Source organism: Micromonospora sp. NPDC048842 (assembly GCF_040649935.1).
In the GTDB taxonomy this organism is placed as follows: domain Bacteria; phylum Actinomycetota; class Actinomycetes; order Mycobacteriales; family Micromonosporaceae; genus Micromonospora; species Micromonospora hortensis.
Genome location: NZ_JBEZGK010000008.1, coordinates 133,331 through 159,848 on the forward strand (window position 1 = coordinate 133,331; position 26,518 = coordinate 159,848).

Genomic DNA, 26,518 nt, shown 5'->3' on the forward strand with positions numbered 1-26,518 from the left:
GGCGACGATGCAGTCGGCCGAAGGCGTGGTGTTACCGGGCGAGCGGGGCCCGGTCACAGTGAACGTCGACCGCTGGCGGGCGGGGCTTCCGCCGGAGACGTGGCACGAGGGCCTTCCGGCGAGCGGTGAGCTCTGGCGGCGCGACGTCTTCGCTGTGGCCGACGCGTACCGGGCGGGGTCCGCGAGCCCACGTCAACTACTGACGGCAGTGCTGGTCTGGGCTTACGGACCCATCGGGTACGGCCCGTGGCGCGTCGCCAGGTCGCTCGACGCCGATCCCGACGGCAAACGCCTGGCGTACGCGCTGGAGGAGGTGTCCACGCCAGCGCCCGACGAGGCCGCGCTGTGCACGGCGTACCGCCGCTTCCGCGACCCCGATCACGCTCGCCTGCCCTGGTTGGGGCCGGGCCTGTCCACGAAGGTCCTCTACTTCGTCGGCTACCGGCGCGGCGTGGGTGGCGTGCAGCCCCTGATCCTCGACCGTGTCGTGGCCGGTCTGCTTCCGGCCGAGGCGGGCGTCGGCCGGCGCAACGGGTGGTCGTCCGAGGAGTGGCTGGCCTACCTGCGGTGGGCGGCCGAGCAGGCTCGGGCCCGGGGAGTGGAGCCGGACGCGGTGGAGATGGCGGTCGTGCCCGACCGGTGAGGTGGCTATCGGGCGGCGCGGAGGCGGGTGTCGAGCGCGTCGAGGTCGGGGACGAACCAGATCTGCCCGCCCTGGTTCGACTCGTGCACCAGGGCGCGCAACGCGGAACTCTCCGCGAGCTGCGCCGAGATGTCGCCAACGACGGCCAGCCGCACCCGGTAGTTGACGAACTTCTGCATCACGTCGCCGGCGAAGCGGGTGCCCAGCGAGAAGAAGCGCGCGTCGAGTCGGTTGGCCGGCACGGCGACCACCTGGGCGCCGAGGAACGCCGCCCCGATCAGGTCCAGCGCGTCCTGCTCGGTGGCCACCGGCGGCCCCGCCGGGTCGCAGACCAGCACCGGCACTCCGGCCCGTTCCTGGATCTCGTCAGGCATCGCGAACCTCCCGGTCGAGCAGGCCATTGTCGGCGTTGAGCACGGCGTCGAGCAGGTGCAGCAACTCGGCGGTGGCGGCCGGGTCGCCCAGGATGATGATCTTCAGGCGGTGGCGCTGCTCGTCGTGCACGGTCTGCACCCGCAGCGGGTTGGCCTGGTCGTGGGCGGTGTTGGCGCTGGTCAGCACGAGCGTGCCGAGCCGGTCGGCGGCGGCTCTGTCGACACCGTCGATCTGGACGATGCTCGACACCTCCGCCTGCCTGGCGACGCCGGGCGTGGTCGGGGCCTGACCGGTCAGCGCGTCGAGATCGCTGGCGGCGATCCGGTACTGCTTGCCGATCCGCACCGCGCGCAGCCGGCCCGAGCGGATGTAGCCGCGCACGGTGCGCACATGCAGGTTGAGCCGGTCGGCCACCTGCTCAACTGAGTACATTTCTTCCGTCATCGCCCCCTACGCTACCCGAATAGGGAAGCATAGGGAGCGATAGGGTCGACTCGTTTACGGCATCAGCTCCAAAGGCTCCGAACACACCTGCGTCAGCGAGACCCAGCGAGGCGGTTGGCCGGTTAACACGCCCGCGCTGTCGGACGCTTCCAGTACCGTCTGGAAACCATGAACGCGCTCGGCGACGCCATCATCGGGCGGGATCACCCCGCGGGTCTGCTGCGCGCCGAGCTGGATCGCGCCACCACCAGCCACGGCGGTCTCGCCCTGGTCACCGGCGAGCCGGGCATCGGCAAGACGACACTCGTCACGTCGGCGGCCCGCGAGGCCCGGCAGCGAGGCGCGCTGGTGCTCGGCGCCGCCTGCTGGGATTCCGACAGCGCCCCCGGCTACTGGCCGTGGGTGCAGGTGCTGCGTGCCCTACGGCGCTCCGCCGACGACTGGGGGGTGGCACGGCAGTCCGCCGAGCCGGCCCTCGCGGCCCTGCTCGGCCAGTCCGGCGCCGGCGGCGATCAGGCCGGTCGCCTCGTCAGCTGGGCCGGCGTCGACCCCGGCCCGGACGCCGCCGACCAGGAGGCGTTCGCGCTGTACGACGCGGTTACCGCAGCCCTGGTCGCCGTCTCCCAGCACCGGCCGGTAGTGGTCGTCCTCGACGACCTGCACTGGGCCGACCCGGCCTCGCTGCGGTTGCTGAGCTTCGCCGCCCAGCACACCTGGTTCGAGCGGCTCCTGCTGATCGGCACCTACCGCGACGCCGAGGTCGAGTCGGGCGAGCATCCGCTGCGCCCGCTGCTGATGCCACTGGTTGCGAAGGCCACCACGATCACCCTCACCGGCTTCACCCGCGACGAGGTCGCCGCACTGATGACCCGGACCGCCGGCCGGGAGCCCGAGGCCAGCCTTGTCGACGAGGTGCACCGGCGCACCGGTGGCAACCCGTTCTTCGTCGAGCAGACCGCGCGGCTGTGGCACGCCGACGACGCGGTCGGCACTATCGCACCCGGCGTACGGGAGGCGGTGCGCCGCCGCCTGGCTCAACTGCCCGCCGCTGTGGTGGAGGCGCTGACCGTCGCCGCCGTACTGGGTCGCGAGTTCCACCGTCAGGTCCTCGCGGCCTGCGCGGCCGCACCTGCGGCGCAGGTCGACCGACTGCTCGACCGGGCGGTGACCGCCCGACTGGTGGTCGCCCGGGGCGGTGGCCGCTTCGCCTTCGCCCACGACCTGGTCCGCGAAACCCTCTACGACGGGCTGACCGACGACGACCGACGGGCCCGGCACGGCGCTGTCGTCAGGGCGGTCGACGACCTGCGGGAGCTCACCGACCGGCTGATCCCGGCCGACCTCGCCCGCCACGCCTACCTGGCCGGCCCCGCGCTCGACCGGGCCCGGGTGGCCACGCTGCTGGTCGCCGCCGGGCGGGACGCGTTCGCCCGGCTGGCCGGCGACGAGGCGGCGGTGCACTTCCGCCGAGCCCTCGAGGTCGTCGAAGACCCGGCACAACGAGTGCGGATTCTCGTCGAGTTCGCCGAGTCGCACTATCACCACGCCCGCCGGGAAGAGGTCACGCGACTACTGGCCGAGGCCGCCACCCTGGCCCGTTCACTCGACGAACCGGTGTTGCTGGCCCGGGTCGCGCTCACAGTGAACCGCTCCCGCCAGGTCGACACCGCCCAGTCGATCGAGGCGGCGGAGCTGGTACGCGAGGCGTACCGCCGGTTGATCGGCGAACCGGACGCCAGCGCGACGGTCGGCGCCCTGGTCGCGGACCTGATCACCGCCAGCGAGACGATCGCCCGCCGAGGGCAGGACGACGAGGCGCTCACCTTCAGCCTCTGGGCCCGTCACGACACGACCTGGGGGCTGGGCACCGCCGCGACCCGAGCCGCGCTCACCGCCGAGATCCGGGACGTGGCCCGGCGGACGGGCGACCGGGAGACCGAGCTGTGGGCCACCTCGCTGCGCTGGGTGGCGTTGCTGGAGCTGGGCGATCCTCGCTTCGCCGAGGAGCTCATCACCTTCGTCGACGCCGAACGGCAGGGTGACTTCGCCCGGCACCGGATGGCCGCGGCCGTCGACAGCGGGATCATCGCGGCGTTCCAGGGTGACTTCACCACTGCCGACGAGCGGTTCGCCATCATCACCGACCAGACCGACCCGGGCCACACCGAGTTCGGGTTCATGGGCCACCACCTGCGGTGGTCCCGACTGCTGCTCCAGGGCCGGGTCGCCGAGGCCGCCGTGCTGGTGGACGGGCTGGCCCCGGTCGACTACCCCTACCGGGAGCTGCTGCGGGCGATCACCGCAGCGGAGGGGGGCGACGGCGAGACGGCGATCCGGCTGACCGCCGGCATCGAGGCCGCCGCCATCCGGTACCCGCGCCCGGTGTCACCGCTCTGGCTGCGGTTACGCGCGCAGGCCGCCGCCGCGTCCGCCGACCCGAAGCGCTGCGACGCCGCGCGGGCCGCGCTGGCCCCACACCGTAAAGAGTGGATGGTGGGGCTCTTCGGCTGCGACATCAGTGGCCCCGTCGACCACTGGCTGGCGCTGATCGACGCCGCCCAGGAACGCTGGGACGACGCCATCGCCGGCTTCGCCGCCGCTCGGGACTCCGCCGACCGGCTGGGCTCCCGGCCCTGGTCGCTGCTCGCCCGCACCGGCCTCGTGAGCGCCCTCGCCGGTCGAGGTCACCGGGGCGACTCCGCGACGTCGACCGCGTTGCGCGCCGCCGCCATTCAGGAGGCGACAGCCCTCGGCATGACGCAGGTGCTCCACCGGCTCGCCGCCCCGACAGCCCCCGACGCCGACCTCCCGGCCCAGGCCGCCGGCTCGGCCCAGGTTGTCGCGCCTGGCCAGGCTGCCGGGTCGGGCCAGGCTGTCGCGCCCGGCCGGGCCGCGCCGGTCGCGGCTGCGATCGAGGGGTACGAGTTTCGGCGCGACGGACCGGTCTGGCAGCTCGCGTACGACGGCGTCGTCGTTCACCTGCCCGACGCCAAGGGCCTGCACGACCTGCACCTGCTGCTCAGCCGCTCCGGCACCGACGTGCCCGCCGTGGAGTTGCTCGACCCGGCGGCCGGGCCGGAGTTGGTCGCCGCCCGCCGGATGGGCGCCGACCCGGTCCTCGACGACGAGGCGAAGGCCCGCTACCGGCGGCACCTGGCCCGCCTCGACGAGGAGATCGACCGGGCCGCCGCCCGCGACGACGACCAGAAGGTGGCCAAGCTGGACGCCGAACGGGGTGCGCTGCTCGACGAACTGCGTGCCGCTGCGGGCCTCGCCGGCCGTAGCCGCCGACTGGGCGACGAGGCCGAACGGGCCCGAAAGGCAGTGACCGCGCGAATCCGCGACACGCTCCGCAAGCTCGACGACCGACACCCGGCACTGGCGGGCCACCTGCGCGACGCCGTCTCCACAGGCACCACCTGCCGCTACCTGCCCCCCGGGCCGCTGCCCTGGAAGCTCTAAACCCACCCCACTCCACCCCACCCCAGCCCTCCGCGATCTTGCACTTTCGGTCGCCGGTTCAGGTGGATTCGCCACCTTTGCCGGGACAGTAAGTGCAAGATCGCGGGGGCGGGGCGGGGCGGGGCGGGGTGGGGTTAGCGGCGGTTGTACCTGTACATGGTCAGGGTGCCGAAGACCAGAACGAAGCCGGCGCTCCAGAGCAGCAGCCACATCGTGGCCGACGGGTCCGACTCGCCGCTCATCGCTCCGCGGATCGCGGCCACCAGTTGCGTCACCGGGTTGACCTTCACGAACGCCTGGAGCCAGCCGGGCATGGTGCTCGGCTCGACGAAGACGTTGCTCAGGAACGTCAGCGGGAACAGCACCATCATGCTGACCCCCATCACCGACTTCTCGCTGCGCAGGATCAGGCCGAAGAACGTCCACACCCAGGAGAACGCGAACGAGAAGACCACCAGCAGCCCGATCCCGACGACGGCCCCGACCACCCCGCCTTCGGGGCGGAACCCGAGCACCAGCCCGAGCCCCAGGATCACCACGGCGGCGAGGATGTAGCGCAGCACGTCGCCGAAGATCATGCCGACCAGGGCGGCCGGGCGCCAGATGGGCAGCGTCCGGAACCGGTCGAAGATGCCCTTCTCGATGTCGGTGTTGAGGCCGATGCCGGTGTACATGGTGATCATGACGACGCTGGTCACCATGATGCCGGGCAGGAAGAACTGCAGATACTCGCGCGGGCTGCCGGCCAGGGCGCCACCGAACAGGTACGTGAACATCAGCACCATGATGATCGGGAACGCGGTCACGTCGAAGAGCTGCTCCGGCACGTGCTTGATCTTCAGCATGGCCCGCCAGCCGAAGGTGAGCGACGCGCCCAGCGCGCTCGGCCGGGGCGGTCGGGAACCGGGTGCGAGCACTGTCGCCAGCGCCTCGGCGGACGGGACGTAGACGGTCGGCGCCCGTTCGGTAGTGGTGGTGGTGGTGTCGCTCATCGGGCTGCCTCCAGCTCGTCGTCCCGCTCGTCGGTCGGCACGGCGGGGTGGTCGGTCAGGGCCAGGAAGACCTCGTCCAGGCTCGGCTGGCCGAGGGAGAAGTTGTCGACCACGATGCCGGCGCGGGCCAGGTCGCTGAGCACGCGAGCGGCCTGGGAACTGGCGTCGAGGTCGGTGCCGGCCTCGCCGACGCGGGCGGTCAACGCCACCGGATCGGCGGCGAGTTGCACCGGCACGTCGAGTGCCTCCCGGAGCACCCGCTCCGCCTCGGGGCGCTGAGCGGGGTCGCGCAGTCGCAGGTGGACGGTGCCGGAGCCGATCGACGACTTCAACTCACCCGGGGTGCCCTCCGCGATCACCCGGCCGTGGTCGACGACCGCGATCCGCCCCGCGAGTTGGTCGGCCTCGTCGAGGTACTGAGTGGTCAGCAGCACCGTCGTGCCGTGCGACACCACCGCCCGGACGATCTCCCACACCTGGTTGCGGCTGCGCGGGTCGAGGCCGGTCGTCGGCTCGTCGAGGAAGAGCAGATCCGGGGTGTTCAGGATGCTGGCGGCGATGTCGATGCGTCGCCGCATCCCGCCCGAGTACTTCTTCACCTGGCGGTCACTCGCCTCGGTCAGACCGAACGCGGCGAGCAGGGCCGCGGCGCGCTCCCGAGCGGCCGGCTTGCGCAGGCCGAGCAGGCGGGCGAGGAGCACGAGGTTCTCCGTGCCGGTCAGGTCCTCGTCGACGGATGCGTACTGGCCGGTGAGGCTGACCCGGGAACGAACCTTGTCGGCCTCGGTGACCACGTCGTGCCCGAAGACACGGGCCGAGCCGCCGTCGGGTCGCAGCAACGTGGCGAGCACCCGGACCGCCGTGGTCTTGCCCGCGCCGTTCGGGCCGAGCAGACCGTAGACGGTGCCGGCGGGCACCTGGAGGTCGATGCCGGCCAGCGCCCGGGTGTCCCCGAACGAGCGGGTGAGCCCCTCGGCCTCGATGGCCAGACCGGTGGTGCGTCTACTCATGATCCTTACCTTTCATATTGGACGTGTTCAGGAGACGTAGGGCCGAGCCGCCCGGCCGTCGCGCAGTGCCAGACCCCACCAGCGAAGCTGGTCGAGCAGGACGCCGACGTCGCGTTGCCGCTCGTCGGTGCACTGGGCGGTCGGCTCGCCGGCGAGCAGGTCGATCCCGACGACGTCGCGCACCGTCATCGCGTGCAGTGCGGTGAAGACGGTACGTAGTTGGTCGACCGCGTGCAGGCCGGTGGAGCGACAGCCGTACGACACGAAGCCGACCGCTTTGGCCTGCCACTCGTCGTACGCGTAGTCGATCGCTTGTTTCAAGGGCGCCGGGAAGCTGTGGTTGTACTCGGGGGTGACCACGACGAACGCGTCCGCCCGGCCCACCTCGCTGACGAACGCCCGGATGGACGCGGTCGGCTCGGCGGGGTAGGTGGCCGGGAAGTCGTACTCGGTCAGGTCAACGACAGTCACCGCCAGGTCGTCGTGCCGCGCGGCCTGCTCGACGAACCAGTGGGCGAGCCGGTCGCCGACCCGACCCTCACGGGTGCTGCCGACGATCACGGCGATCCGCAACGGTGCCATGGCCCACCTCCCTTCCACACCGAAGGCGCGAGGTGACGACACGCGCCCGCTAGATCCGATCTAGCGGGCGCGGTTCGGGACGAAATGTCGGTGGGATCGGCTTGACTGGGGTCGACGAATGGGGGAGCGGAATGGCACAGGTACGCATCGAGCCGTGGCACGAGGACGACCTCGACCTGCTGCGGCAGCTCAACTCACCGGACACCCGCAAGCACACCGGCGGCCCGGAGACCGACGAGCAGGTGCTCGCCCGGCACGATCGGTACGTGCACTTCTCGGGCACCGAGCAGGGCTGCATGTTCACGCTGGTGCTGGCGGACGGGGTGCGGGCGGGCAGCGTCGGCTACTGGGCCCGCGAGTGGCGCGACCAGCCGGTGTACGAGCTGGGTTGGGCGGTGCTGCCCGCGTACCGGGGGCAGGGGCTGGCTACCGCGGCGGTGCGCGCCGTGGTGGACGTGGCCCGCGCCCGACGGGACCGGCACTACGCCCACGCCTACCCCTCGGTCGACAATCCCGCCTCGAACGCTGTGTGCCGCAAGGCCGGCTTCACGCTGCTCGGCGAGACCGGTTTCGAATACCCGCCGGGGCAGATGATGCGGGCCAACGACTGGCGGCTCGACCTGACCGCCCCACCGACGGTGAGCTGAGGTCGGCGGGGCGGCCGGTGACAGGTCACCAGGTGGTGTCGAGGCGGTGCCGTTGCTCGGCGGTCAGCTCCAGGTCGACAGCTGCCAGGCTCTCCTCCAGTTGCGCCACCGACGAGGCGCCCACCAGCGGAATGGACGCCAGCTCACCGCCCAGCAGCCAGGCGAGCACCACCTGGTTGACAGTCGCACCGCTCTGCCCGGCCACCTCCCGCAGCGCGGCCAGTCGCCGTGGCGCGCTCGGCAGGTCGTACGCCGAGCTGAGCGGCTTGTCCGCCCGGGTGAACGCCCCCTTGAGCAGCGGCGAGTACGCCACCAGGGTCAGGTCGGGCTCGGCACGCAGGTAGCTGAGCAGGTCACCGCCGACACCGCCCGGCTCGCCGTCCGGGTCCAGTTCGCTGACCAGGTCGGTGCGGTTCGGCAGGTAACTGCGGTGGTACTGGAGCACCTCGTACCCGGGCAGGCCGGCGGCGGCGGCCAACGCGCGGGCCCGCTCCACCCGCCAGGCCCGGTGGTTGCTGGCGCCCAGCAGACCCACAGTGCCCTCGGCGACCAGCTCGGCGAAGCCCTCCACGGTCTCCTGGAGCGGCACGGTCCGGTCCTCGATGTGCGCGTAGAGCAGGTCCAGCCGCTCCACCCCGAGCCGTTCCCGGCTGCGCTCCGCGGACTCGCGGATCACCTTGGCGGAGAGGCCCTCGGCGTTGTCCAGGTAGCTGGTCCCCGGGGCCAGCGGTCGGGCGCCCAGCTTGGTGGCGATGACGATCTCGGCGCCGACGCCCCGGCTGCGCCGCCACCGGCCGAGCAGCTCCTCGCTCTACCCGCCCTGGCCGCCGTCCACCCAGAAGGCGTAGTTGTCCGACGTGTCGATGAACGTGCCGCCGGCCTCGACGTACCGGTCGAGGATCGCGTACGAGGTGGCCTCGTCGGTGGCGCTGCCGAAGAGCATCGCGCCGAGGCTGAGCACGCTGACCTCGCGCCGGGTCGCCGGGTCGCCGCCGATCGTGCGGTACCGCATGGGGATCTCCTCTCGTGCGCCCTACCGGTGGGCGCACGAGTCACACTGCCGGCTGGAGCGCACTCCAGGTCAAGCGCTCAGTGGCGGACCTGTGGGCCGCCTACGGCCGTTACCCGGCCGACCCGGCGATCCGTGAGCTGGTCACCGAGCTGCTCGGTACCTCGCCCCGGCTCGCCCACTCAGGCGGTGTTCCGCCAGCTCGCCGAGCGCGTCGCGCCGCCCTGACCTGGCCGGCGGCCGACCAGCCCGTCCCCGTGGTCGGACCGCCGGTAGAGCACGCTGTGCCGCTCCCTGGTGCGCACCACCAGGCCGGACCGCAGCAGCACCCCCAGATGGTAGGAGACGGTAGCCGGGGCCAGCCGGTGCCGCTCGCTGAGCTGTCCGGTGGACCGGGGCACGTCCAGGTCCGCCAGGATCGCCGCCCGGCTCGCACCGACCAGGTCACCGAGCCGACCCGCCCGGCGCTGAACCGTCGGCCCGGCGCCGACCGGGTAGACCAGCACGGCGTTGCCCTCGTCGCAGAGCTGGGTGGACACCTGGGGCCAGGCCAGCGCCGACGGCGCGAGCACCAGCTCCGCGCCGGTCAGCGCCGTGGTGATCCGGTACGAGCTGTCGATGGTCAGCGACCTGCCGGTCCAGCCGACCTTTGGGTGCAGGCCGTTGAGCATGCTGCCCACCCCGGCGGTGGCCATCGAGGTCGCGCGCACGGCCAGTTCGGCCTCCAGCATGGCCCGTACCGCCGGCCACTGCTCGGCGAGCGCGGCCCGCCAGAAGTGCCGGAGCCCGTCGGTGACCCGCCGGGCGAGGGTGCCGTCCTCGACCGCCGCGCGGACCCGCACCGGCATCGGGCCCGTCGGGAACCGCTCGTTCATCTGTGTCGCCACCTCGTTGGCCGAGGTCGCGGCCGTGGCCGCCAACTGCTGCTCGAAGATCGTGTCGAGCGGGCCCAGCGGCGGCTTCGGCGTGAGCAGGTCCGGCGTGTAGCCGAGCCGGCCGGGCGGGGTCAGCAGCTCCGCGGCCAGGGCTACGTCGGGGTGCCGCAGCGCGGCGCGGGCGGCTGGACCGGGATCGCCGTGCACCGGATGCCCGAACCGCGAGAGCGCTGCCCGCAGCCAGGACGTCACCTCCCAGGCCGGCGAGATCGCCAACCGGAGCCGGGCGAGGCTCGAACCGTCCAGATGCGCGACCATCACAGCGCGGATCGTACAAGCGGTGGCATCGATGTGCCGTCGGCATTCGAACTGGTTCGAATCACTGGCCGACTGCGTGGCGGGCCGGGTTGGCTGCGACTGCACAACCACTCGTCCGAAGGAGAACCCGATGCGTCCACCCGCCTCCGCCCGTCCCGCCGGCCGGCTCGGCCGCACCATCGCGCTGCTCGGGCTCACCGCCGGCCTGCTCGCCGCCGTTCCGTCCGCGGTGTCGGCCGCCACCCCCGGCCCGGGCGACACCACAACCGGGGACGCGGCGGCCGGCGGCTGCGAGCGCGCCTTCGACCGCGCCGTCCGGGCGTACGTGGAGACCACCGCCCGGCGCGACCTGGAGGGCTTCGCCGCGCTGCTGCACCCCGACGTCACCTCAGTCTTCGCCTCCGACGGGGAGGTGCTCGACGGCAAACGGGCCACAGTGGACTGGCTGCGCGGGTTCTTCGCCGACGATTCCTGGACCCAGTCCTTCAGCGTGGCGAAGCAGACAGTGGTGGGTTGCCGGACGGGCTTCGTGCTGTTCGACTCCGTCTACGCGGTGCCGGCCACCGGCACCAGGGTGCCGCTCCTGATCGGGGTGAGTTACACCTACCAGCACGGCCGGTGGCTGGTGTTGCAGAACCAGGACTCCGTGGGCCGGATCTGACCGGGGGGTCGGGGAGGGGCGGGCGCCAGCGCAATGGGCGCCCGCCCCAGCGCAGGTCAGTTGGGCAGGTAGGCGAAGGTGTCCGGGTCCGGGCCCTGCCGGCCGGCCTCGCCCTTGTTCAGCGCGGTGATCCGCTCCATCGCCGCGTCGTCCAGCTCGAAGTCGAAGATCCGGGTGTTCTCCTCGATCCGCTTCGGGGTGGTCGACTTCGGGAAGATGATGTCGCCGCGCTGCACGTGCCAGCGGAGCACCACCTGCGCCGGGGTCCGGTCGAGCTGCCCGGCGATGTCGACCACCGTCGGGTCGTCGAGCACCTTGCCCTGCGCGATCGGCGACCACGCCTCGGTGAGGATGTTCTGCTGACGGCCGTAGGCGCGGACCTCGTCGTTGCCGAAGTACGGGTGCGCCTCGATCTGGTTGACCACCGGCACGACACTCGCCTCGTCGGCCAGCCGCTCCAGGTGCGACACCTGGAAGTTCGACACGCCGATCGAGCGGGCCCGGCCGTCGCGCTGGAACTCCTCCAGCACCTTCCACGTCGAGACGTAGTCGCCGTCGTACAGGGTCGGCAGCGGCCAGTGGATCAGGAACAAGTCGATGTAGTCCATCTTCAGCGCCGCGAGCGTCGAGTCGAACGCCCGGCGGGCGTCGTCGGGGCGGTGGAAGCCGTTGTTCAGCTTGCTGGTCACGTAGACCGAACCCCGGTCGAGGCCGGACACGCGGACCGCCTCGCCGACCTCGGCCTCGTTGCCGTACATCTCGGCGGTGTCGATGTGCCGGTAGCCCACCTCAAAGGCGGTGGTCACCGCCGCGACGGTGTCCTTCGGCTCGATCTGGAACACCCCGAAGCCGAGCTGCGGAATGGTGGTGCCGTCGTTCAGGCTGATGTCGGGAATCGTGATTGCCACTGCGGCTCCTTCTCGTCTTCGTATGTGTCATCCATACCCGGGTGGGCGGACGATCCACCGCCCAATCGGGGGTGACGAACGCAACGGCGGATCGGTTCACCCGGTCGTGTCGAACAGCACCGGCCACGGCCGTGCCGCGGGCACCGACGTCGTGGCCGGCGCGGGCGCCGTGGGCTCGGCATCGGCCAGCACCTCCGCGGCGAGTTGGCCGAACATCGCCGCCGCCGGGTGTGCCGAACGGTCCGGCCAGGCCGCCGAGGTGCGCCTGGCCAGCGGCGCGTCGGTGATCGGCCGCCAGGCCATCCGGGGTTCCCGGCGGGCCACCGCCGCCGGTTCCACTGCCACCCCGCCGCCGGCCAGCACCAGCCCGCACAGGAACTCCGGGTTGCGGGCCGGACGCACCCGGGCCGGGCGCCATCCGTGCTGCCGGCACACCGCCAGCAGGTGGTCGTGCCAGCCGGGGGCTGTGGCGCGGGGAGCGGCCACCAGATCCAGACCGTTCAACGACGCGAGCGTCACCTCGCGGCCGCGGGCCAGCGGCGAGGTGCGCGGCAGCAGCACCCCCAGGGGTACGTCGACCGGGGCCCCGAAGCGCAGCCCGTCCGCCGCCACCGGGTGATGCACGAGCCCCACGTCCAGGGTCCGCTCGGCGAGCATCCGTACCTGCTCGGCAGTGGTCAGCTCGTGCAGCTCCACGTCCAGGCCGGGCGCCCGGGTGGTGAGCCCGTCCAGCAGCGAGCGCAGCGTCACGGCGGGCGTCTCCGGTGGCACCCCGGCGCGGAGTACGCCCAGCTCACCGGCGCGGATCTGCCCCATCAGGCTGCGGAGTCGACCCTCGCCGGCGAGCAGTTCCTCCGCCTCGCCGAGCAGCAACTCACCGGCGGTGGTGAGGCGTACCTGGCGGCGGGACCTGTCGAACAGCTCGACAGTCAGCTCCCGTTCCAGCCGCTGGATCGACTGGCTCAGCGGCGGCTGGGCCATCCCGAGCAGCTCCGCGGCCCGCCCGAAGTGCAGTTCGTGTGCGACCACCACGAAGTGCCGCAGGTGCCGGAGCAGATCCACGGCCGGGACCCTACGCCAGCACCGCCACCGCGGCGCTGGATACCGTGCTGGCGTGGACGTGGACGTGGAGGAACGGATCGGGGCCATCTTCGCCGCCGTCGGGGTGACGGCCAGCCTGCACGTCGTGGACCTGGACGCCGTCGACCTGAGCGCCGTCGAGGGTGGCGGCCCGGCCGGGCGCGGTCGCGAGGTCGGGGTGCGGGCCGACGAGCAGGTGGTGATCGCCTCGATCTTCAAGATTCTGCTGGTGTTGGAGTTCGCCCGGCAGGTCGAGGCCGGTCAGCTGGACCCGACCGAGCGGGTCCTGGTCACCGCCGCCGACCGGCTCGGTGGGTGGGGTCTGGCCGGCTGCGACGACGACGCCGAGGTGTCGCTGCGCGACCTCGCGTACTTCGCCATGTCGGTCACCGACAACACGGCCGCCGACCTGCTGCTGCGCCGGGTCGGCCCGGACCTGCTGCCGATGCTCGCCGTCGAGCTGGGGCTGACCCGTACCCGCGTCCTCGGCGGCCCTCGGGAACTGGTCGAGATGATGCTCGCCGACGTGGGCGCCCGGACCGAGGCGGAGTTCGCCCGGATCTTTCCGACGCTGCCGGCGGACCGGGTCCGGGCCATGCGGGTCTTCGACCCCGCGCACACCACGTCCAGCACCGCCCGGGAGATCACCCGGCTGCTCGCGCTGATCTGGCGGGACGAGGCCGGGCCGTCGGCGGCCTGCGCGATGGTCCGCACCTGGATGGCCCGGCAGATCTTCTGGACCCGGCTGGCCGCCGGTTTCCCGCCCGGCGTCCGGGTCTCCGGAAAGACCGGCACCCTGCCCGGGTTCCACCTGGAGGCGGGGGTCGCCGAATACCCCGACGGTGGCCGGTACGCGATCGCGGTCTTCGCCCGTGCCCAACAGTTGACCCCACGCCGCATCGACGTGGACCTGGCGATGGGGGAGGCCGCCCGGACGGCCGTCGAGGCGCTGCGCGGCGACTGATTTCGTGCCCTCCGAGCGCCGCCGCACCCCTGCTGAGCAGGCTCGATATCCGTGGGCGTATCGAAGCCGACGGCCCTTGATCTTGGACCGCGGCCCGGTGCCGCTGATTGGCTCGTGGTCGACACATCACCCGACCACGGGGAGTAGATCCGCATGCCCAGTCTCGACCGCCGACGCTTCCTGCGCGACGCCGCCGCCACCACCGCCCTGGTCTCCGCCGGTGGCCTCGTCGCCGGCGTCGCCACCCCGGCGCAGGCCGCGCCCTCGACCGCCGCGCCCACGCCTACCGCTCGCCGCAAGGGCCCGGTCAGCTTCCGCTGGTGGGGTACTGCCGGCTGGCGCGTCGACATCGGCGACCGCACCGTCCTCGTCGATCCGTTCCTGAGCCGGATCGACACCGGGCTGTTCACCGGGGCGTTCAAGACCGATACCGCGTTGACGGTGCGCACCGACGTGATCGACCCGCGCGTCGACCGGGCCACGACGGTGCTGGTCACGCACACCCACTGGGACCACTTCATGGACGTGCCGTACATCGCCAAGCGCACCGGCGCACGGGTGTTCGGCACGCTGACCGCGTACCACCTGGGGTTGGCCTACGAGTTGCCGTCGACGCAGCTCAGCGCCGTGAAGGGTGGCGAGGTGCTGGACTTCGGCGACCACAGCGTCGAGGTGGTCGGCTCGCTGCACAGCCGCAACCCGTCGTACTCGGTGGCCTTTCCCGGGGTGCGGGTGAGCCCGCCGCCGCAGCCGGCCACCATCGCCGACCTGCCGGAGGGCGACACGCTGGGCTACCTGCTGCGGGTCGACGGCGGACCGTCGGTCTACTTCACCGGGGCCAGCGACGTCGCCGAGCGGAACCTCACCGGCCTCGCGCCCGACGTGGCGATGGTGGCCATGCAGAACGCCACCACCACCGGCGACTACCTGCCCCGGCTGCTGGCGGGCCTGGACTACCCGAAGGTCGTGGTGCCGGTGCACTACGACAACTTCGAGACGGCGTTGCAGAACCCGCCGCCGGTGGCCCCGACCGACCGCACCCGCCTGAACGAGATGATCGCCGCGGTGCGCCGGATCTCGCCGCGCAGCCGGGTGCTGGTGCCCGAGTACGAGACCGCGTACCACTTCTGAGCAGCGTCGGTGGGGGTCGCCGAGGCGCGGCCCCCACCCCGGTCAGGAGGCGGTCATCTCCGCCAGGGCCCGCACCGACTTCCAGTTGCGGGAGGTGGCCACCACGGCGAGCTTCTTCTCCAGGTACGCGTTCGTGAACTTCGACCGCCCGTAACCGCCGTCGACGTAGTGCAGGAACACCTCTCGGCCGGTCACAGTGAACGACACGTTCTCGCCACCGGGCACGGACAGGGCATCCACCGTGGACTTGCTCGGTGCGGTGGCGAGGAAGGCCACCAGCAGTCGCGTCGGGTCGTCCTCCCGGTCGGCGTACGGGTTGCCGCCGGCGATCGCCGCCAACTCCCGGCCGCTGCGCACCAACACCGGCACTGTCAGCGCCAGCTCGTCAGTGAGCGCCCGCGCGATGCCGGCGGCCAGCTTCTCCGCGTCGCGCACCGAGCTGCCGAAGGCCACGTTGCCGCTCTGCAGGTACGTCGTGACGTCCTCGTGCCCGAGGTCGGTGACGATCCGGCGCAGGTCAGCCATCGCCAGCCGGGTGGTGCCGACGTTGACCCCACGCAGCAGGGCGACGTACCGGGTCATCCCGTCCACCTCCGTCCACATGGGTACGGCGTCAGCCTAGCGGTGCGGGCGGAGCTGTCGGACGGGATCGATAGGCTTCCTCTGCCGGCCGCCACTCAGCGAATCGCCGGCCTTTCCTGGAGGTCAACTTTGATCCGTTCCCGTTTTGCCGTGGCGATCGCCGTCGCCGCGGCGACGGCGATCGTGGGGCTTCCCGCGACCGCACACGCCGACGAGATTCCGGTCGTCACGTCCGCTCACAGCGACTACGACCTCGATCGGGGCACGTTGCTGGTGTCCATCACGTCGCCCAGCGATGTCACCGACGTCCGTGCGCACATCCGCGAGTACAACACCGGGGCGGAGGTCGCCGTTCAGGAGGACTTCTACCTCCAGTCCGGCACCGAGCGTGACGGCGTGTGGCGATCCAACCCGATCGTCCTCGACAAGCTCGGCTACTACCGGGTCGACGTGGAGGTCACCGACGAGGCCGGTCACCACGTCACCCAGACCGATGCCGGCGACCTGGACTACTCCGTGGTCACGTTCTTCGACAACGTCACGCTGAACCGCACCACTGTGACCTACGAGAATCGCAACGTGACAGTGCGGGGATGGCTCAAGGGGCGCTGGCCGGGCAGCGGCGAGATCAGGTCCCTGGGGAGGTTCCCCATGTCGGTGAACGCCGGCTTCAGTTGGGACGCGGTCACCACCAGGGCCGATGGTTCCTTCACCGGCACTGTCACGATCGGTCGCAAGGACGTGATGGTGTACGCGTCCTACAGCTATGACAACGACCATCTCTTCCACGGCTCGTCGCGTTCGGCCGAGACCCCCATCGCGATCACCAAGCGGCCGATGCGGATCACCATCGAGGCGGACCAATCCAAGATCCTCAAGGATGAGAACGTCACTGTGAGCGGTCGGCTGACCTGGCGGACGCCGGAGGGCTGGGTGCCGGTGCCCGGTGTGGAGCCGGGGGTCTCCCTCTGCATGAGCGCCGACTACTGCCGCACGTACCTCGGCTCCGCCACCACTGACGCGGACGGTCGATACTCGCTGACCACCTCGCCGTACGAGTCCGGCCGCCTCCAGGTCGGTTACTCGATGAACGACGAGTTCGTCAGCGCCGCGATCGCCAGCACGAACATCTCAGTGCTACAGCCGGCCGCGTTCCGGAGCTTCTCGGCGGTCCGGGAGAACGCGACGACGGTGGCGCTCAGCGGTGAGATGGAGTTCAACGGCGGGTTGTCCCCGGGGACGGTGCCGCTGAAGGTGCAGTTCTCGGCGACCGGCGACGAGGGCACCTGGGGCACCCAGGCCACCATCTACGCTGGCGCCAGTTACGACTTCGCCACGTCGATCTACCGGAAGACGGCAGGTTTCTGGCGGGTCGTCTACCCCGGCACCTCGACCGACTTCCAGTCGGCGACCAGCACGTCGGTGTACGTCAGCTGATCTCGGTGAGCGCGGGAGCGTCCGGATCGGATGCTCCCGCGCCCACGTCGAAACACGACCTCGCTACCCCGGCCGGTGAGGACCCACCAGGCCCGTCTCGTACGCGACGATGACCAGTTGGGCGCGGTCGCGTACCGCCAGCTTGGTCAGCAGCCGCCCGACGTGCGTCTTGACTGTGGCCTGGCTGAGGTTGAGGTGCGCGGCCAACTCCGCGTTGGACAGGCCCCGGGCGATCAACGCGAGCACCTCCCGTTCCCGGTCGGTCACCCCGTCGAGCTGCCGGGGCAGCGGTCGGGTCGGCTCCGGCTGCCGGGCGAACTCGTCGATCAGCCGGCGGGTCACCGTCGGCGCGAGCAGCCCCTCCCCGGCGGCGACCACCCGGATCCCGGTCAGCAGGTCCGCCGGTGGGGTGTCCTTGAGCAGGAACCCGCTCGCCCCGGCGCGCAGCGCACCGTAGACGTACTCGTCGAGGTCGAACGTGGTCAGGATGATGACCCGGGTGTCGGCCGTCGCCGGGTCGGCGCAGATCCGCCGGGTCGCCTCGATGCCGTCCATCTCCGGCATCCGGACGTCCATCAGCACCACATCCGGCCGGTGCTGCCCGGTCAACGCGACTGCCTCCACGCCGGTGCCCGCCTCACCGACAGTGGTGCAGTCCGGGCTGAGATCCACCAGCAGCCGGAAACTGCCGCGCAGCAACGCCTGGTCGTCGGCGATCAGCACGCGGATCACGCGGCCACCCGGTAGGGGAGGCTGGCCGTCACCGCGAAGCCACCGTCGGAGCGGGGGCCGGCGCGGAACTCCCCGCCGTGCAACGCCACCCGTTCCCGCATGCCGATCAATCCGTGCCCCTCCCCGCCGAGCAGAGCCGGCCGCTGGCCGTCGTCGGTCACCTCCACCCGCACCTCGTCGGGCAGGACGGTCACCGTAGCCCGGCAGGCGGCCGGCGCCGCGTGCTTGACCACGTTCGTCACCGCCTCCTGCACGATCCGGTACACAGCGAGGCCCACCGACTCCGGCACCGCGCCGGCCGGCTCGTCCCGCCGCACGTCGAGCTGCACGTCGACGCCGCCGATCGCCGCCTGCCGGGCGAGGAGGGGCAATTCGTCCAGCCCCGGCGTCGGCGCGTACGGGCTGTCCTCGCGCAGCACGCCGAGCACCCGACGGACGTCGGTCAGCGCGGTGCGGCCGGTCTGCTCGATGACCCGGAGCGCGGCGCCCGCCTCGCGGGGGTCGGCTTCGGCGACGTGATTGGCGACGGCTGCCTTCACCACGATGAGACTGAGCGTGTGCGCGACCACGTCGTGCAGTTCACGCGCCACCCGCAACCGCTCCTCGGTGGCGGCCTGACGGACGAGCTGATCACTCTGCCGGGTGGCGAGGGCGCGTCGCTCCCGGATCAGCCAACCGATCACCCAGGCCGGCGCGACCATGACGGTGGCGTAGACGACCCCGCCGGTCCGCGACCAGAGGTCGCCAGCGGTCAGCGCCAGGCCGACGCTCACCAGTGCCAGACAACCGGCGGCGCAGAGCATCGACCGGTGGGTGGGCGTCAACACGGCCACCGTGTAGAAGGACAGGCCGATGGCGAACGCCGGAGCGGCGGCCGCGAAGTTGGGTATCACCCCGGTGACCAGGGCGACAGTGGTGATCGAGCTGATCACGACGGCCACCGTCATCGGCCACCGTCGCCGGACGGCCAACGGCAGCCCGAGGGCCATCCCGACCAGCACCGACACCCAGAGCGGCTCGCGTACGCCGCCGTGCAGCGGCGATTCCAGCGCGGCGTACGGGCAGAGCAGCCCACCGACGGCCACCGCCAGCAGGGCGTCCACGGCGTACAGGTCCGCCGGCCGCATCCGTCGGGTCAGCAGAAGAGCGGTCATCCGTCGAACGGTAACGGCCGGCGGGGTCGGCCGCGTCCGCCTGCGGGTGGTCATCCCGCAGGACGATGTGCCGGCGCTTGCGGGCCGCCGAGTCCACCCGGGGGAGGGCCGGAAAGTGCCCGCCCCGGTCCGACGCGCCGTACCCCCGGCATTCGGCACGGTAACGGTCATGACCACACATACGGTGACCCTGACGGGGCTGCGCGCGGTGTACGGTGCCGGCACCCGGCGGGTGACGGCGCTCGACGGCGTGACCACCGGCTTCGCGAGCGGCACGTTCACTGCGGTGATGGGCCCCTCCGGCTCGGGGAAGTCCACACTGCTGCACTGCGCGGCGGGGCTGGACCGCCCGACCGAGGGGACCGTCACGATCGACGGCACCAGCCTCAACGACCTCGGTGAGGACGAGCTGACCCGCCTGCGGCGGGACCGGATCGGCTTCGTCTTCCAGGCGTTCAACCTCGTGTCCACGCTGACCGCCGCGCAGAACGTCGAGTTGCCGTCGCGCCTGGCGCGCCGCCGCCCGCCGGCCGGGGACGTGGCCGCCGCCCTCGACGCCGTCGGCCTCGCCGACCGGGCCGGGCACCGGCCGAGTGAGCTGTCCGGCGGGGAGCAGCAGCGCGTCGCCGTGGCCCGAGCGTTGATCACCCGTCCGGCGGTGGTCTTCGCCGACGAGCCGACCGGGGCGTTGGACAGCGCGTCCTCCCGGCAGGTGCTCCGGCTGTTGCGGGCGCTCGTCGACGACCACGGGCAGACCGTCGTGATGGTGACCCACGATCCCGCCGCCGCCGCGTACGCCGATCGGGTCCTCCTGCTGGCCGACGGCCGCGTCGTCGACGAGCTGACCGGCCCGATCACCGCCGCCGTCGTCGCCGCCCGGATCGCCGAGCGGGAGACCGTCGCGGAGTCGTCGTGCTGAGCGTCCGGCGGTCGGCGAGCGCGTTCGTGGCCGTCGCCATCGGGGTCACGCTGGTCGCGGCGGCCACCCTGCTGCTCGCTTCCGGCCGCCCGCAGGTGCCGGACCGGCTGGCGCGGGCGGCGGTCGTGGTGCAGAGCCCCGAGGCGGGTGCGTCAGCTGACGAGTTCGTGCCGACCCGGCCCTGGTCCGCCAGCGCGGCGGCGGAGTTGACCGGCAGGCTGGCCGGTCTGCCGGACGTGGTGGCGGCGGTGCCGGACCGCACCTTCTACGCCCAGCCGCTCGTCGACGGCCGGCCCTCGGCCGCCGACACCCGGCGGGAGGACGCCTACCAGGGGCACGGCTGGTCCAGCGCCCAACTCGGTGGGCTGCGCCTCACCGCCGGCGAGCAGCCCCGTCGGCCCGGCGAGGTGGTCGTCGACAGGGCGCTCGGACTGCGCGTCGGCGCACCGGTCACAGTGCTGACCGCGGCGGGCCCGGAGTCGTACACAGTCACCGGTCTCGTCGACGGACCCGGCGTGCACGTCGCGGACGATGTCGCCGCCGCGCTCGCGCCCGGCGTCCGGGCCATCGGGCTGGTGCTCGCCCCGGACGCCGACCCCGAGCGCGTCGCCACTGCGGCTCGCGGGGTCGTCGCCGGCGACGGACGGGTGCTCACCGGTGCCGCCCGTGGTGCGCTGGAGCCGCGCGGCGACGCCCGTACCCGGTGGATCGGCATGCAGGTGCTCACCGCCACGGCAGCCCTCGCCGGCTTCGTCACGGTGTTCGTGGTCGCCTCCACCTTCGCGTTCACCATCGCGCAGCGCCGCCGTGAGCTGGGCCTGCTGCGCGCCGTCGGCGCCACCGGACGCCAGGTCCGCCGCATGGTGTACGCCGAGGCGCTCGCCGTCGGCGTGTCGGCGGGGCTCGTCGGCCTGCTGGTGGGCGCGGCGCTCGCCCCGTTGCTGGGCCGGCTGCTGGTCGACGTCGGCTACGAACCGTCGACCTTCCGGGTCCGCTACGAACTCTGGCCGGTCGCGGTCTCGATCACCGCCGGGCCGGTGATCGCGTTGCTGGCCGTCTGGTCGGCGTCCCGCCGGGCGGCGCGGGTCCGCCCGTTGGAGGCGTTACGCGAGGCTGCTGTGGAGCAGCGACCGATCGGGCGGCTGCGCGCCGCCACCGGGGTGCTGCTTCTCGCGACGGGGGCCGCGCTCAGTGTGGGGACGGCGACCGCCGACGAGGCGCGGGTGGGGGCGCAGTACGCGCTCTACGCGGTGATGGCGCTGGTGGCCGGCACCACTGTGCTCGCCCCGGTGGTGGTCGGGCCACTGGTGTGGCTGCTGCGTTCTCCGGTGCGTCGCCCCGGTGGCGCGATCGGGATGCTGGTCCGGGGCGGGGCGTTGACAGCGACCCGACGGACCGCCGCCATCGCCGCGCCGGTGCTGCTCACTGTCGCGTTCGCGGTGCTGGTGTCCGGGATGGTGCGCACCACCACCGCCGCGTACGCGGCGGGTCGGGCGGACAACGTGAACGCCGGCTGGATCGTCGTGCCGGACCGCGCACCCGGCCTGTCCGACAGGGCAGTCGCCGCGACCGGTGGCACCGCGCTCCTGCCGACCACCGTCTACCGCACCGACCCCGGAACATCGCCACCGCACCGGCCGATGACCGCGCTCGGTGTGGACCCGGAGGGCTTCGCCACCGCGAACCGGGTGCTCACCGTCGTCGCCGGTTCACTGAGTGATCTGAGGGGTGACGACACTGTGGTGGTCAGCGCCTCGGCGAACCGGCTGCCGTCCGAGCCGTATCCGGTGGTCTTCGCCGACGGGACGACTGTGTCGTTGCGCGTCGTCGCCGTGGTCGACGACACCTCGATCCCCGGCGACCTGCTCGTGCCGCGGGCCGTGGTGCGGGCGCACGACCCGTCGGCGCTGACGTCCACCGTGTACGTCCGGGACCGCATCGATCCGCCGGTCGGCGCGCGGATCCTCGACGTCCCGGGCTGGGCGGCCGAGGCGGACGCCGCCGAGGACCGCCTCGTCTGGCTCTTCACACTGCTGCTGATCGGGGTGTCCGCCGGCTACGGGGCCATCGCGGTGGCCAACACGCTGTTGCTGGCCGCCGCCGGCCGCGCCGCGGACCTGCGGCTGATCCGGATGGCCGGCGCGACCCGACGGCAGGTCATCTGGCTGGTCACGGCGGAGTCCGCACTGGTGGTCCTGATCGGCGCGCTGCTGGGTGGGGCTGTCGCGTTCGTCGGTCTGCTCAGCATCAGCGCCGGCCTCGCCGAGCAGGTCGGCGCCCCCGTCGACCTGGTGATGCCGTGGTCGGTGGTCGCCGGGGTGGTGGGGCTGTGTCTGCTGCTCGCGGTGCTGGCCAGTGTGGTGCCGACGTGGCGGCTGCTGCGCCACCGTCCCGCCCGGTCACCGGTCGGCGGATGACCGCGCCCCCGCACGGGCGGTAGGGCCGCTACCGTCCACTGATGCGATTCGCGCGCCCGGTCGGGCTGCTCCTCTCCGCCGCCGCCGTCGCGCTCTGGGCGTACGGCATGACCACGTGGCAACCGCTGACCGAGCCGCTCGGCCCGTGGTCGGAGATCCTGCCGGGCAACAACACCTACTGGGCGCGCGACCTGCGGTTCATGGCGATCATGGTGGTGCCGCTCGGGCTGGTGCTTGCCGGGCGGGGGCAGGTGCGGTGGGGCGGCCCGGCGGTGGTGCTGGGCGGCTGCTGGATCGCCGCCGACGTGGCTGTCGACCGGGCCGACCCGATCGGCGTCGACGCGACGGTGCTGCTGGCCGTCGCGGGCTGCGCCGTGCTCGGCGTGGTCGCGGCGCTTCTGCTCTGGTGGGAGCGCCGCACGCCGAGGCGGGAGCCTGACACGCCGTCGGGGCGGGAGCCTGGCACGACCCCGGCCACCGACCGGCGGGTGTTGACCGGAGCGGCCTGCGTGGCCGGGGTGCTGACGCTTGTGGCGGCCGCGATGGAGTCACCGACCGACCGGGAGCCGGAGCTGAACCAGGGCGCCCTGGTCACCGCGGCGCTGCTGGTGGCAGTGGCCGTCGGCGCCGCGCTGGCGGCGGCTCCGGCGCGGACCCGGGTTCGCGTCGGATTGGCGGCCGGCCTCACAGTGGTGGCCCTGCTCGGCGTCGGGCTGGTCCGTGCCACAGCGCCCGGCGAACGACTCCTGCCGGAGGTCGCTCTCGGGGTGGTGCTGCTCACCGGAGTCACACTGCTGGCCTGGGACTGGCCGGGTGGTCGGCCGATCTGGTGGCACCACGCCCTGGCCGCGCTCATCGCGCTTGTGGGCCCGTTGGTGTTGCTGCTGGCCACGGCCATCACCATGATGATGATGATCCCGATCGGTGCGGCGCTCACCGCGCTGGCCGGCAACAGCCCGATCCACGCCGCCGACTCCGATCTGCTTGTCTCCCTGGCCGGGCTGCTCTCGGGGCTGGGCATAGCCGTGCTGCTGGCGCGGCCGAGCGTCGAGGACCGTCGGCAGCTCCGCTAGCTCACTCGACGACCGGCAGCACTACCTCGTTGCGGCGCAGGAACCACGGCTTCCACGGCGGGTCGAAGCGCGCGTATCGAATCGCGCCGGTGGGTTGCAGCCCGGCGGCGGTCACCGACCGGCCGAGCATCGTGGCCCGCTGGCTGAACGCCTGCTCCGTCCACCGCCCGGAGAACCGCATCGCTGCCGCCAGCCGCGCCGGAACCGCATGGATCCGCACCCGGGCGTCCACCGGCTCGGGCAGCGTGGCTGTGGTGAAGGTGGCCGGCATGACGAACTGGATCAGGTAGGCGCCCGGCCACTCACCCTCGATCTGCACCACCGGCACGGTCATGGCGATCTTCTCCGAGCCGCTGGCCGCGGCCGTCGCCGGAGCGGCGGAGCCGATCGGGTGCCGGGCCCGATTGGCGCCACCGATGTACGCGGCCAGCGGCCGGAACGCCTCGATCGGCGCCCGGGTGAAAGACGCCTGGATCTGCATCTCGGCCACCAGGTGGGCGGGGTACCGACGCAGCTCGAAGCCGGGGTGTCGGGACACCACCCGGTACGGCTGCTGTTCGGTCATCGCGTGGCTCCCAGGGTCTGCTGGGACAGACGCTACCGCCCGTCCGCCTCCCGCTCGGCCGAAGTCGGCCGCTCCGGCCCGGGGGCGAGGGCCTTGGTGGTCAACCGCCAGTACTGCCGCTTGCCCTCGTCGCGCAGCACCACCCCGATCTGGCCCAGCTCGCGGCGCAGCTCCCGGGCGTCGTCGCGGCGGTCCCGCTGGATGGCCCGATCCCGGGCACGCAGCAGCGCGTCCGCGCCGGTCGGCAACCCGGGCAGGTCCGGAACCCACAGCCGGTACGCCGACCGGTGCGGGTCGTCGTCCGCCCAGCCCCAGCCGTGCGCCCGGAACGCCGCCGCCAGCTGCGCGGTCGGTAGGTCCGTCGACTCCCGGACCAGTTCCGCGCCGTCGGCGTCCAGCAGCACCAGGTGCTTGTCGGCGAGGAAGACCACCCGTGTGTCGACCCGGGCGACGGTCCGGTTCTCGTCGGAGCGGCGCAGCTGGACCTGCGCCCCGTCGACGGTGACGATCAACCGTTCGGCGGTGCCGATTCCGGCGATGACCAGGCCGGCCAGGACGCCCACGCCGATGGTGCCGGCGGTGGCCTGCGGCTCGGGCAGCCTTTCCAACCACTCGATCAGGTCGCTGAACGGCACCCAGGGCAGCCGGGCGAGCCAGCCCGTCGCCGCCGCGAGGAGCCATCCGGCGCCCGCGCCGAGCAGCGGGAAGCCACCCCACATGACCGCAAGCTCCAGCGGGCCGCCGCTGACCACTGTGCGCGGACGGTAGCCGGCCACGTCCATGGTCAGGACACCTCGCGGCGCAGCGTCCGGAACAGGCCGGCGGCCAGCGGGAGGACCATCCAGACCAGCAGGGAGACCGCTACCCGCCCCCACTGCTCGCCGGTGATGGCGTCGCTGCTGAACAACGGTTCCATGGTCTTGCTGGTGTCCAGCCATTCGGACGGACCGCGCAGCGGCTTGACCATCTCGCCGAGCACCCCCCACAGGGTGGGCAGCAGCAGGTAGCCGACGATCGCCAGCGGCGGGTTGAGCAGCAGCAGACCGAAGGCGGCGCCCATCAAGACGCTGGTGACCTGGAGGATCCCCGCGTTCAGGACCAGCGACCAGTCGAACTCCCAGGTGCCAGCCCCGCCGGTGGCGGACGCCACCAGCGTGCCGACGGCGGCGACGGCGAGACTGGCCAGCACCGAGGCGAGCGCTGTCAGCGACACGGCGATCAGCTTCGCGGCGACCACCCGCTCCCGGCGGGGCACCAGGGCGTACGTGGTGAGGGCGGTGCGCTGCGACCACTCACTGGTGATCGACAGGATGCCCAGCACCGGCAGCAGCACCGACACCGGCAGCAGCGAGGGGACGAAGAAGTTGAGGAAGGTCTGGTCGGCGTCCCCGGCGTAGATCAGTTGCAGGGTGACGATCGCGGCGGTGACCAGACCGATGGTGATCATCAGCCAGCGACCGGCCCGGGTGTCGACGAGCTTGCGCACCTCCACGGCGCTGAGCCGGAGCAGCGACGGTCGGCGTACCGGAGTGTGGTGCCGGGGCGCGAGGGCGCCGGCGGCGGGCGCGGTGGTGGTGGTCATCGGACGGCCTCCTTTGTCGATTCGCCGGCGGTCAGGGTGAGGAAGAGCTGTTCCAGGCCGCCGCCGCTGGCGGGGCGCAGCTCGGCCAGCGCGACGCCGGCATCGGCGGCGGCCTGACCGACCGCCTCGGCGTCGGCCTGCACGAGCAGCCCCTCCGAGCTGTCGGCGGCGCTCAGGTTGGCCACCTCCAGCGCCCGGCGCAGCGCCGCGCCGTCGCGGGCCCGGACCACTGTGCCACCGCCGGCCAGTAGCTCGTTCTTGTCGCCCTGGGCCACGATCCGGCCACCCCCGATAACCACCAGCCGGTCCGCGACCGCCTCCACCTCGCGCAGCAGGTGGGAGGAGAGCAGCACGGTGCCGCCCCGGTCGGCGAAGTCGCGCAGCAGGCCGCGCATCCAGAAGATCCCCTCCGGGTCCAGGCCGTTGGCCGGCTCGTCGAGGATCAACACCCGGGGGTCGCCGAGCAGCGCGTGCGCCAGCCCGAGCCGTTGGCGCATGCCCAACGAGTACGCCCGTACCCGACGCTTCGCGGCCACCGCGTTCAAACCGACCAGGTCGAGCTTCGCGGCGACCTCGCGCCGGTCCAACCCCATGGTGTACGCGGACAGCGTCAACGCCTCGCGGCCGGTGCGCCCGGCGTGCTGGGCGGAGGCGTCCAGCAGCACCCCGACCTCCCGCCCCGGGTTGGGCAGCTCCCGGTACGGGTGCCCGGCGACTGTGGCGCGGCCGGCGGTCGGCGTGGTCAGCCCGCAGATCATGCGCATGGTGGTCGACTTGCCGGCGCCGTTGGGGCCGAGGAAGCCGGTGACGGTGCCCGGCTCGCACTGGAACGACACGTCGTCCACGGCCGGGTGTGGCCCGTATCGCTTGGTGAGGTTCTCCACGGTGATCATGCGGTTGAGCCTGCCCGCGCCGCCCGGCCATCCGCTGCGGCCGCCGGTCTGTGCCCCGTCGAC

General features: G+C 72.5%; 25 protein-coding genes and 1 pseudogene. 10 read left to right on the forward strand and 16 right to left on the reverse strand.

Annotation, left to right across the window (positions count from 1 at the left end):
- Positions 1-7 precede the first annotated feature (7 nt).
- Positions 8-643, forward strand: a complete 636-nt coding sequence (locus AB0C19_RS13960; RefSeq protein WP_357184266.1) for a hypothetical protein — start codon at positions 8-10, stop codon at positions 641-643.
- A gap of 5 nt (positions 644-648) precedes the next feature.
- On the opposite strand, the gene AB0C19_RS13965 is transcribed toward AB0C19_RS13960, so the two are convergent.
- Both AB0C19_RS13965 and AB0C19_RS13970 read right to left on the reverse strand, forming a co-directional pair.
- Positions 649-1,017 (reverse strand): DUF4180 domain-containing protein, encoded by a 369-nt coding sequence (locus AB0C19_RS13965; RefSeq protein ID WP_357184269.1) that lies wholly within the window; start codon positions 1,015-1,017, stop codon positions 649-651.
- On the reverse strand, positions 1,010-1,462 hold the full coding sequence (locus tag AB0C19_RS13970; RefSeq protein WP_357184272.1) for a helix-turn-helix domain-containing protein: 453 nt from the start codon (positions 1,460-1,462) through the stop codon (positions 1,010-1,012). Before AB0C19_RS13970 ends, AB0C19_RS13965 begins: the two co-directional genes overlap by 8 nt.
- 168 nt (positions 1,463-1,630) lie before the next feature.
- Between AB0C19_RS13970 and AB0C19_RS13975 the strand changes: the two genes are divergently transcribed.
- Positions 1,631-4,924, forward strand: coding sequence for an AAA family ATPase (locus tag AB0C19_RS13975; RefSeq protein ID WP_357184275.1), 3,294 nt, complete (start codon positions 1,631-1,633; stop codon positions 4,922-4,924).
- A gap of 134 nt (positions 4,925-5,058) precedes the next feature.
- Here the strand turns inward: AB0C19_RS13975 and AB0C19_RS13980 are convergent, their stop codons facing one another.
- Genes AB0C19_RS13980 through AB0C19_RS13990 form a run of 3 tightly spaced genes read right to left on the reverse strand, consistent with a single transcriptional unit; the run spans position 5,059 to position 7,508 of the window.
- Entirely contained in the window at positions 5,059-5,916 is an 858-nt protein-coding gene (locus AB0C19_RS13980) for an ABC transporter permease (protein ID WP_266303560.1), read from the reverse strand.
- Complete coding sequence (locus AB0C19_RS13985; protein WP_357184278.1) at positions 5,913-6,926, reverse strand: ATP-binding cassette domain-containing protein; 1,014 nt, start codon at positions 6,924-6,926, stop codon at positions 5,913-5,915. Before AB0C19_RS13985 ends, AB0C19_RS13980 begins: the two co-directional genes overlap by 4 nt.
- Before the next feature lie 27 nt (positions 6,927-6,953).
- Positions 6,954-7,508 carry an NAD(P)H-dependent oxidoreductase gene (locus tag AB0C19_RS13990; RefSeq protein WP_357184281.1) on the reverse strand — a complete coding sequence of 185 codons (555 nt, stop codon included), beginning with the start codon at positions 7,506-7,508 and terminating at the stop codon, positions 6,954-6,956.
- A gap of 131 nt (positions 7,509-7,639) precedes the next feature.
- On the opposite strand from AB0C19_RS13990, the gene AB0C19_RS13995 reads away from it, so the two are divergent.
- Positions 7,640-8,155 carry a GNAT family N-acetyltransferase gene (locus tag AB0C19_RS13995; RefSeq protein ID WP_357184284.1) on the forward strand — a complete coding sequence of 172 codons (516 nt, stop codon included), beginning with the start codon at positions 7,640-7,642 and terminating at the stop codon, positions 8,153-8,155.
- A 25-nt stretch (positions 8,156-8,180) separates the two neighbouring features.
- Here the strand turns inward: AB0C19_RS13995 and AB0C19_RS14000 are convergent.
- Together AB0C19_RS14000 and AB0C19_RS14005 are read right to left on the reverse strand one after the other, a co-directional pair.
- Positions 8,181-9,167, reverse strand: a pseudogene (locus tag AB0C19_RS14000) (aldo/keto reductase).
- A 179-nt stretch (positions 9,168-9,346) separates the two neighbouring features.
- Entirely contained in the window at positions 9,347-10,357 is a 1,011-nt protein-coding gene (locus AB0C19_RS14005) for a winged helix-turn-helix domain-containing protein (protein ID WP_357184702.1), read from the reverse strand.
- A 130-nt stretch (positions 10,358-10,487) separates the two neighbouring features.
- On the opposite strand from AB0C19_RS14005, the gene AB0C19_RS14010 reads away from it, so the two are divergent.
- Positions 10,488-11,018: a nuclear transport factor 2 family protein gene (locus AB0C19_RS14010; protein WP_357184287.1), complete on the forward strand. Its 531-nt coding sequence runs from the start codon at positions 10,488-10,490 to the stop codon at positions 11,016-11,018.
- A gap of 56 nt (positions 11,019-11,074) precedes the next feature.
- Here AB0C19_RS14010 and AB0C19_RS14015 read toward each other — a convergent pair whose 3' ends face one another.
- Together AB0C19_RS14015 and AB0C19_RS14020 are read right to left on the reverse strand one after the other, a co-directional pair.
- Positions 11,075-11,926: an aldo/keto reductase gene (locus AB0C19_RS14015; RefSeq protein WP_357184290.1), complete on the reverse strand. Its 852-nt coding sequence runs from the start codon at positions 11,924-11,926 to the stop codon at positions 11,075-11,077.
- A 96-nt stretch (positions 11,927-12,022) separates the two neighbouring features.
- Positions 12,023-12,988 (reverse strand): LysR family transcriptional regulator, encoded by a 966-nt coding sequence (locus AB0C19_RS14020; protein ID WP_357184293.1) that lies wholly within the window; start codon positions 12,986-12,988, stop codon positions 12,023-12,025.
- A 52-nt stretch (positions 12,989-13,040) separates the two neighbouring features.
- Between AB0C19_RS14020 and AB0C19_RS14025 the strand changes: the two genes are divergently transcribed.
- Positions 13,041-13,970: a serine hydrolase gene (locus tag AB0C19_RS14025; protein ID WP_357184296.1), complete on the forward strand. Its 930-nt coding sequence runs from the start codon at positions 13,041-13,043 to the stop codon at positions 13,968-13,970.
- Between the two features lie 153 nt (positions 13,971-14,123).
- Positions 14,124-15,101, forward strand: a complete 978-nt coding sequence (locus AB0C19_RS14030) for an MBL fold metallo-hydrolase (protein ID WP_357184299.1) — start codon at positions 14,124-14,126, stop codon at positions 15,099-15,101.
- A gap of 42 nt (positions 15,102-15,143) precedes the next feature.
- Here AB0C19_RS14030 and AB0C19_RS14035 read toward each other — a convergent pair whose 3' ends face one another.
- Positions 15,144-15,683 (reverse strand): DUF1697 domain-containing protein, encoded by a 540-nt coding sequence (locus AB0C19_RS14035; RefSeq protein WP_357184302.1) that lies wholly within the window; start codon positions 15,681-15,683, stop codon positions 15,144-15,146.
- 150 nt (positions 15,684-15,833) lie between these two features.
- Here AB0C19_RS14035 and AB0C19_RS14040 point away from each other — a divergent pair, with 150 nt between their 5' ends.
- Positions 15,834-17,120 carry a hypothetical protein gene (locus AB0C19_RS14040; protein WP_357184304.1) on the forward strand — a complete coding sequence of 429 codons (1,287 nt, stop codon included), beginning with the start codon at positions 15,834-15,836 and terminating at the stop codon, positions 17,118-17,120.
- 63 nt (positions 17,121-17,183) lie between these two features.
- Here the strand turns inward: AB0C19_RS14040 and AB0C19_RS14045 are convergent, their stop codons facing one another.
- Together AB0C19_RS14045 and AB0C19_RS14050 are read right to left on the reverse strand one after the other, a co-directional pair.
- The gene (locus AB0C19_RS14045; RefSeq protein ID WP_357184307.1) at positions 17,184-17,852 is read right to left on the reverse strand and encodes a response regulator transcription factor; all 669 of its coding nucleotides are present in this window, start codon (positions 17,850-17,852) and stop codon (positions 17,184-17,186) included.
- On the reverse strand, positions 17,849-19,006 hold the full coding sequence (locus AB0C19_RS14050) for a sensor histidine kinase (protein ID WP_357184309.1): 1,158 nt from the start codon (positions 19,004-19,006) through the stop codon (positions 17,849-17,851). The genes AB0C19_RS14045 and AB0C19_RS14050 overlap by 4 nt, the downstream gene beginning before the upstream one ends.
- Before the next feature lie 169 nt (positions 19,007-19,175).
- Between AB0C19_RS14050 and AB0C19_RS14055 the strand changes: the two genes are divergently transcribed.
- The 3 genes from AB0C19_RS14055 to AB0C19_RS14065 are packed head-to-tail and all read left to right on the forward strand — an operon-like array spanning position 19,176 to position 23,415.
- On the forward strand, positions 19,176-19,925 hold the full coding sequence (locus AB0C19_RS14055) for an ABC transporter ATP-binding protein (RefSeq protein WP_357184312.1): 750 nt from the start codon (positions 19,176-19,178) through the stop codon (positions 19,923-19,925).
- The gene (locus AB0C19_RS14060) at positions 19,919-22,342 is read left to right on the forward strand and encodes an ABC transporter permease (protein WP_357184315.1); all 2,424 of its coding nucleotides are present in this window, start codon (positions 19,919-19,921) and stop codon (positions 22,340-22,342) included. Before AB0C19_RS14055 ends, AB0C19_RS14060 begins: the two co-directional genes overlap by 7 nt.
- A 41-nt stretch (positions 22,343-22,383) precedes the next feature.
- Positions 22,384-23,415, forward strand: a complete 1,032-nt coding sequence (locus AB0C19_RS14065) for a hypothetical protein (protein ID WP_357184318.1) — start codon at positions 22,384-22,386, stop codon at positions 23,413-23,415.
- A 1-nt stretch (position 23,416) separates the two neighbouring features.
- Here the strand turns inward: AB0C19_RS14065 and AB0C19_RS14070 are convergent, their stop codons facing one another.
- The 4 genes from AB0C19_RS14070 to AB0C19_RS14085 are packed head-to-tail and all read right to left on the reverse strand — an operon-like array spanning position 23,417 to position 26,455.
- Positions 23,417-23,980, reverse strand: a complete 564-nt coding sequence (locus AB0C19_RS14070) for a heme-binding protein (RefSeq protein ID WP_357184321.1) — start codon at positions 23,978-23,980, stop codon at positions 23,417-23,419.
- A 32-nt stretch (positions 23,981-24,012) separates the two neighbouring features.
- A complete protein-coding gene (locus AB0C19_RS14075; protein ID WP_357184323.1) occupies positions 24,013-24,762 on the reverse strand; it encodes a hypothetical protein in 750 nt (249 codons plus the stop codon).
- Positions 24,763-24,764: 2 nt separating this feature from the next.
- On the reverse strand, positions 24,765-25,562 hold the full coding sequence (locus AB0C19_RS14080) for an ABC transporter permease (protein WP_357184326.1): 798 nt from the start codon (positions 25,560-25,562) through the stop codon (positions 24,765-24,767).
- The gene (locus tag AB0C19_RS14085; protein ID WP_357184329.1) at positions 25,559-26,455 is read right to left on the reverse strand and encodes an ATP-binding cassette domain-containing protein; all 897 of its coding nucleotides are present in this window, start codon (positions 26,453-26,455) and stop codon (positions 25,559-25,561) included. The genes AB0C19_RS14080 and AB0C19_RS14085 overlap by 4 nt, the downstream gene beginning before the upstream one ends.
- Between the last annotated feature and the right edge of the window lie 63 nt (positions 26,456-26,518).

What these genes read in the sequence shown, in the direction of transcription:
- AB0C19_RS13960 (WP_357184266.1), top strand. Translation starts at nt 8, where the DNA reads ATGCAGTCGGCCGAAGGCGTGGTGTTACCGGGCGAGCGGGGCCCGGTC.
- AB0C19_RS13965 (WP_357184269.1), bottom strand. Translation starts at nt 1,017, where the DNA reads ATGCCTGACGAGATCCAGGAACGGGCCGGAGTGCCGGTGCTGGTCTGC.
- AB0C19_RS13970 (WP_357184272.1), bottom strand. Translation starts at nt 1,462, where the DNA reads ATGACGGAAGAAATGTACTCAGTTGAGCAGGTGGCCGACCGGCTCAAC.
- AB0C19_RS13975 (WP_357184275.1), top strand. Translation starts at nt 1,631, where the DNA reads ATGAACGCGCTCGGCGACGCCATCATCGGGCGGGATCACCCCGCGGGT.
- AB0C19_RS13980 (WP_266303560.1), bottom strand. Translation starts at nt 5,916, where the DNA reads ATGAGCGACACCACCACCACCACTACCGAACGGGCGCCGACCGTCTAC.
- AB0C19_RS13985 (WP_357184278.1), bottom strand. Translation starts at nt 6,926, where the DNA reads ATGAGTAGACGCACCACCGGTCTGGCCATCGAGGCCGAGGGGCTCACC.
- AB0C19_RS13990 (WP_357184281.1), bottom strand. Translation starts at nt 7,508, where the DNA reads ATGGCACCGTTGCGGATCGCCGTGATCGTCGGCAGCACCCGTGAGGGT.
- AB0C19_RS13995 (WP_357184284.1), top strand. Translation starts at nt 7,640, where the DNA reads ATGGCACAGGTACGCATCGAGCCGTGGCACGAGGACGACCTCGACCTG.
- AB0C19_RS14005 (WP_357184702.1), bottom strand. Translation starts at nt 10,357, where the DNA reads ATGGTCGCGCATCTGGACGGTTCGAGCCTCGCCCGGCTCCGGTTGGCG.
- AB0C19_RS14010 (WP_357184287.1), top strand. Translation starts at nt 10,488, where the DNA reads ATGCGTCCACCCGCCTCCGCCCGTCCCGCCGGCCGGCTCGGCCGCACC.
- AB0C19_RS14030 (WP_357184299.1), top strand. Translation starts at nt 14,124, where the DNA reads ATGCCCAGTCTCGACCGCCGACGCTTCCTGCGCGACGCCGCCGCCACC.
- AB0C19_RS14035 (WP_357184302.1), bottom strand. Translation starts at nt 15,683, where the DNA reads ATGACCCGGTACGTCGCCCTGCTGCGTGGGGTCAACGTCGGCACCACC.
- AB0C19_RS14050 (WP_357184309.1), bottom strand. Translation starts at nt 19,006, where the DNA reads ATGACCGCTCTTCTGCTGACCCGACGGATGCGGCCGGCGGACCTGTAC.
- AB0C19_RS14055 (WP_357184312.1), top strand. Translation starts at nt 19,176, where the DNA reads ATGACCACACATACGGTGACCCTGACGGGGCTGCGCGCGGTGTACGGT.
- AB0C19_RS14065 (WP_357184318.1), top strand. Translation starts at nt 22,384, where the DNA reads ATGCGATTCGCGCGCCCGGTCGGGCTGCTCCTCTCCGCCGCCGCCGTC.
- AB0C19_RS14070 (WP_357184321.1), bottom strand. Translation starts at nt 23,980, where the DNA reads ATGACCGAACAGCAGCCGTACCGGGTGGTGTCCCGACACCCCGGCTTC.
- AB0C19_RS14075 (WP_357184323.1), bottom strand. Translation starts at nt 24,762, where the DNA reads ATGGACGTGGCCGGCTACCGTCCGCGCACAGTGGTCAGCGGCGGCCCG.
- AB0C19_RS14080 (WP_357184326.1), bottom strand. Translation starts at nt 25,562, where the DNA reads ATGACCACCACCACCGCGCCCGCCGCCGGCGCCCTCGCGCCCCGGCAC.
- AB0C19_RS14085 (WP_357184329.1), bottom strand. Translation starts at nt 26,455, where the DNA reads ATGATCACCGTGGAGAACCTCACCAAGCGATACGGGCCACACCCGGCC.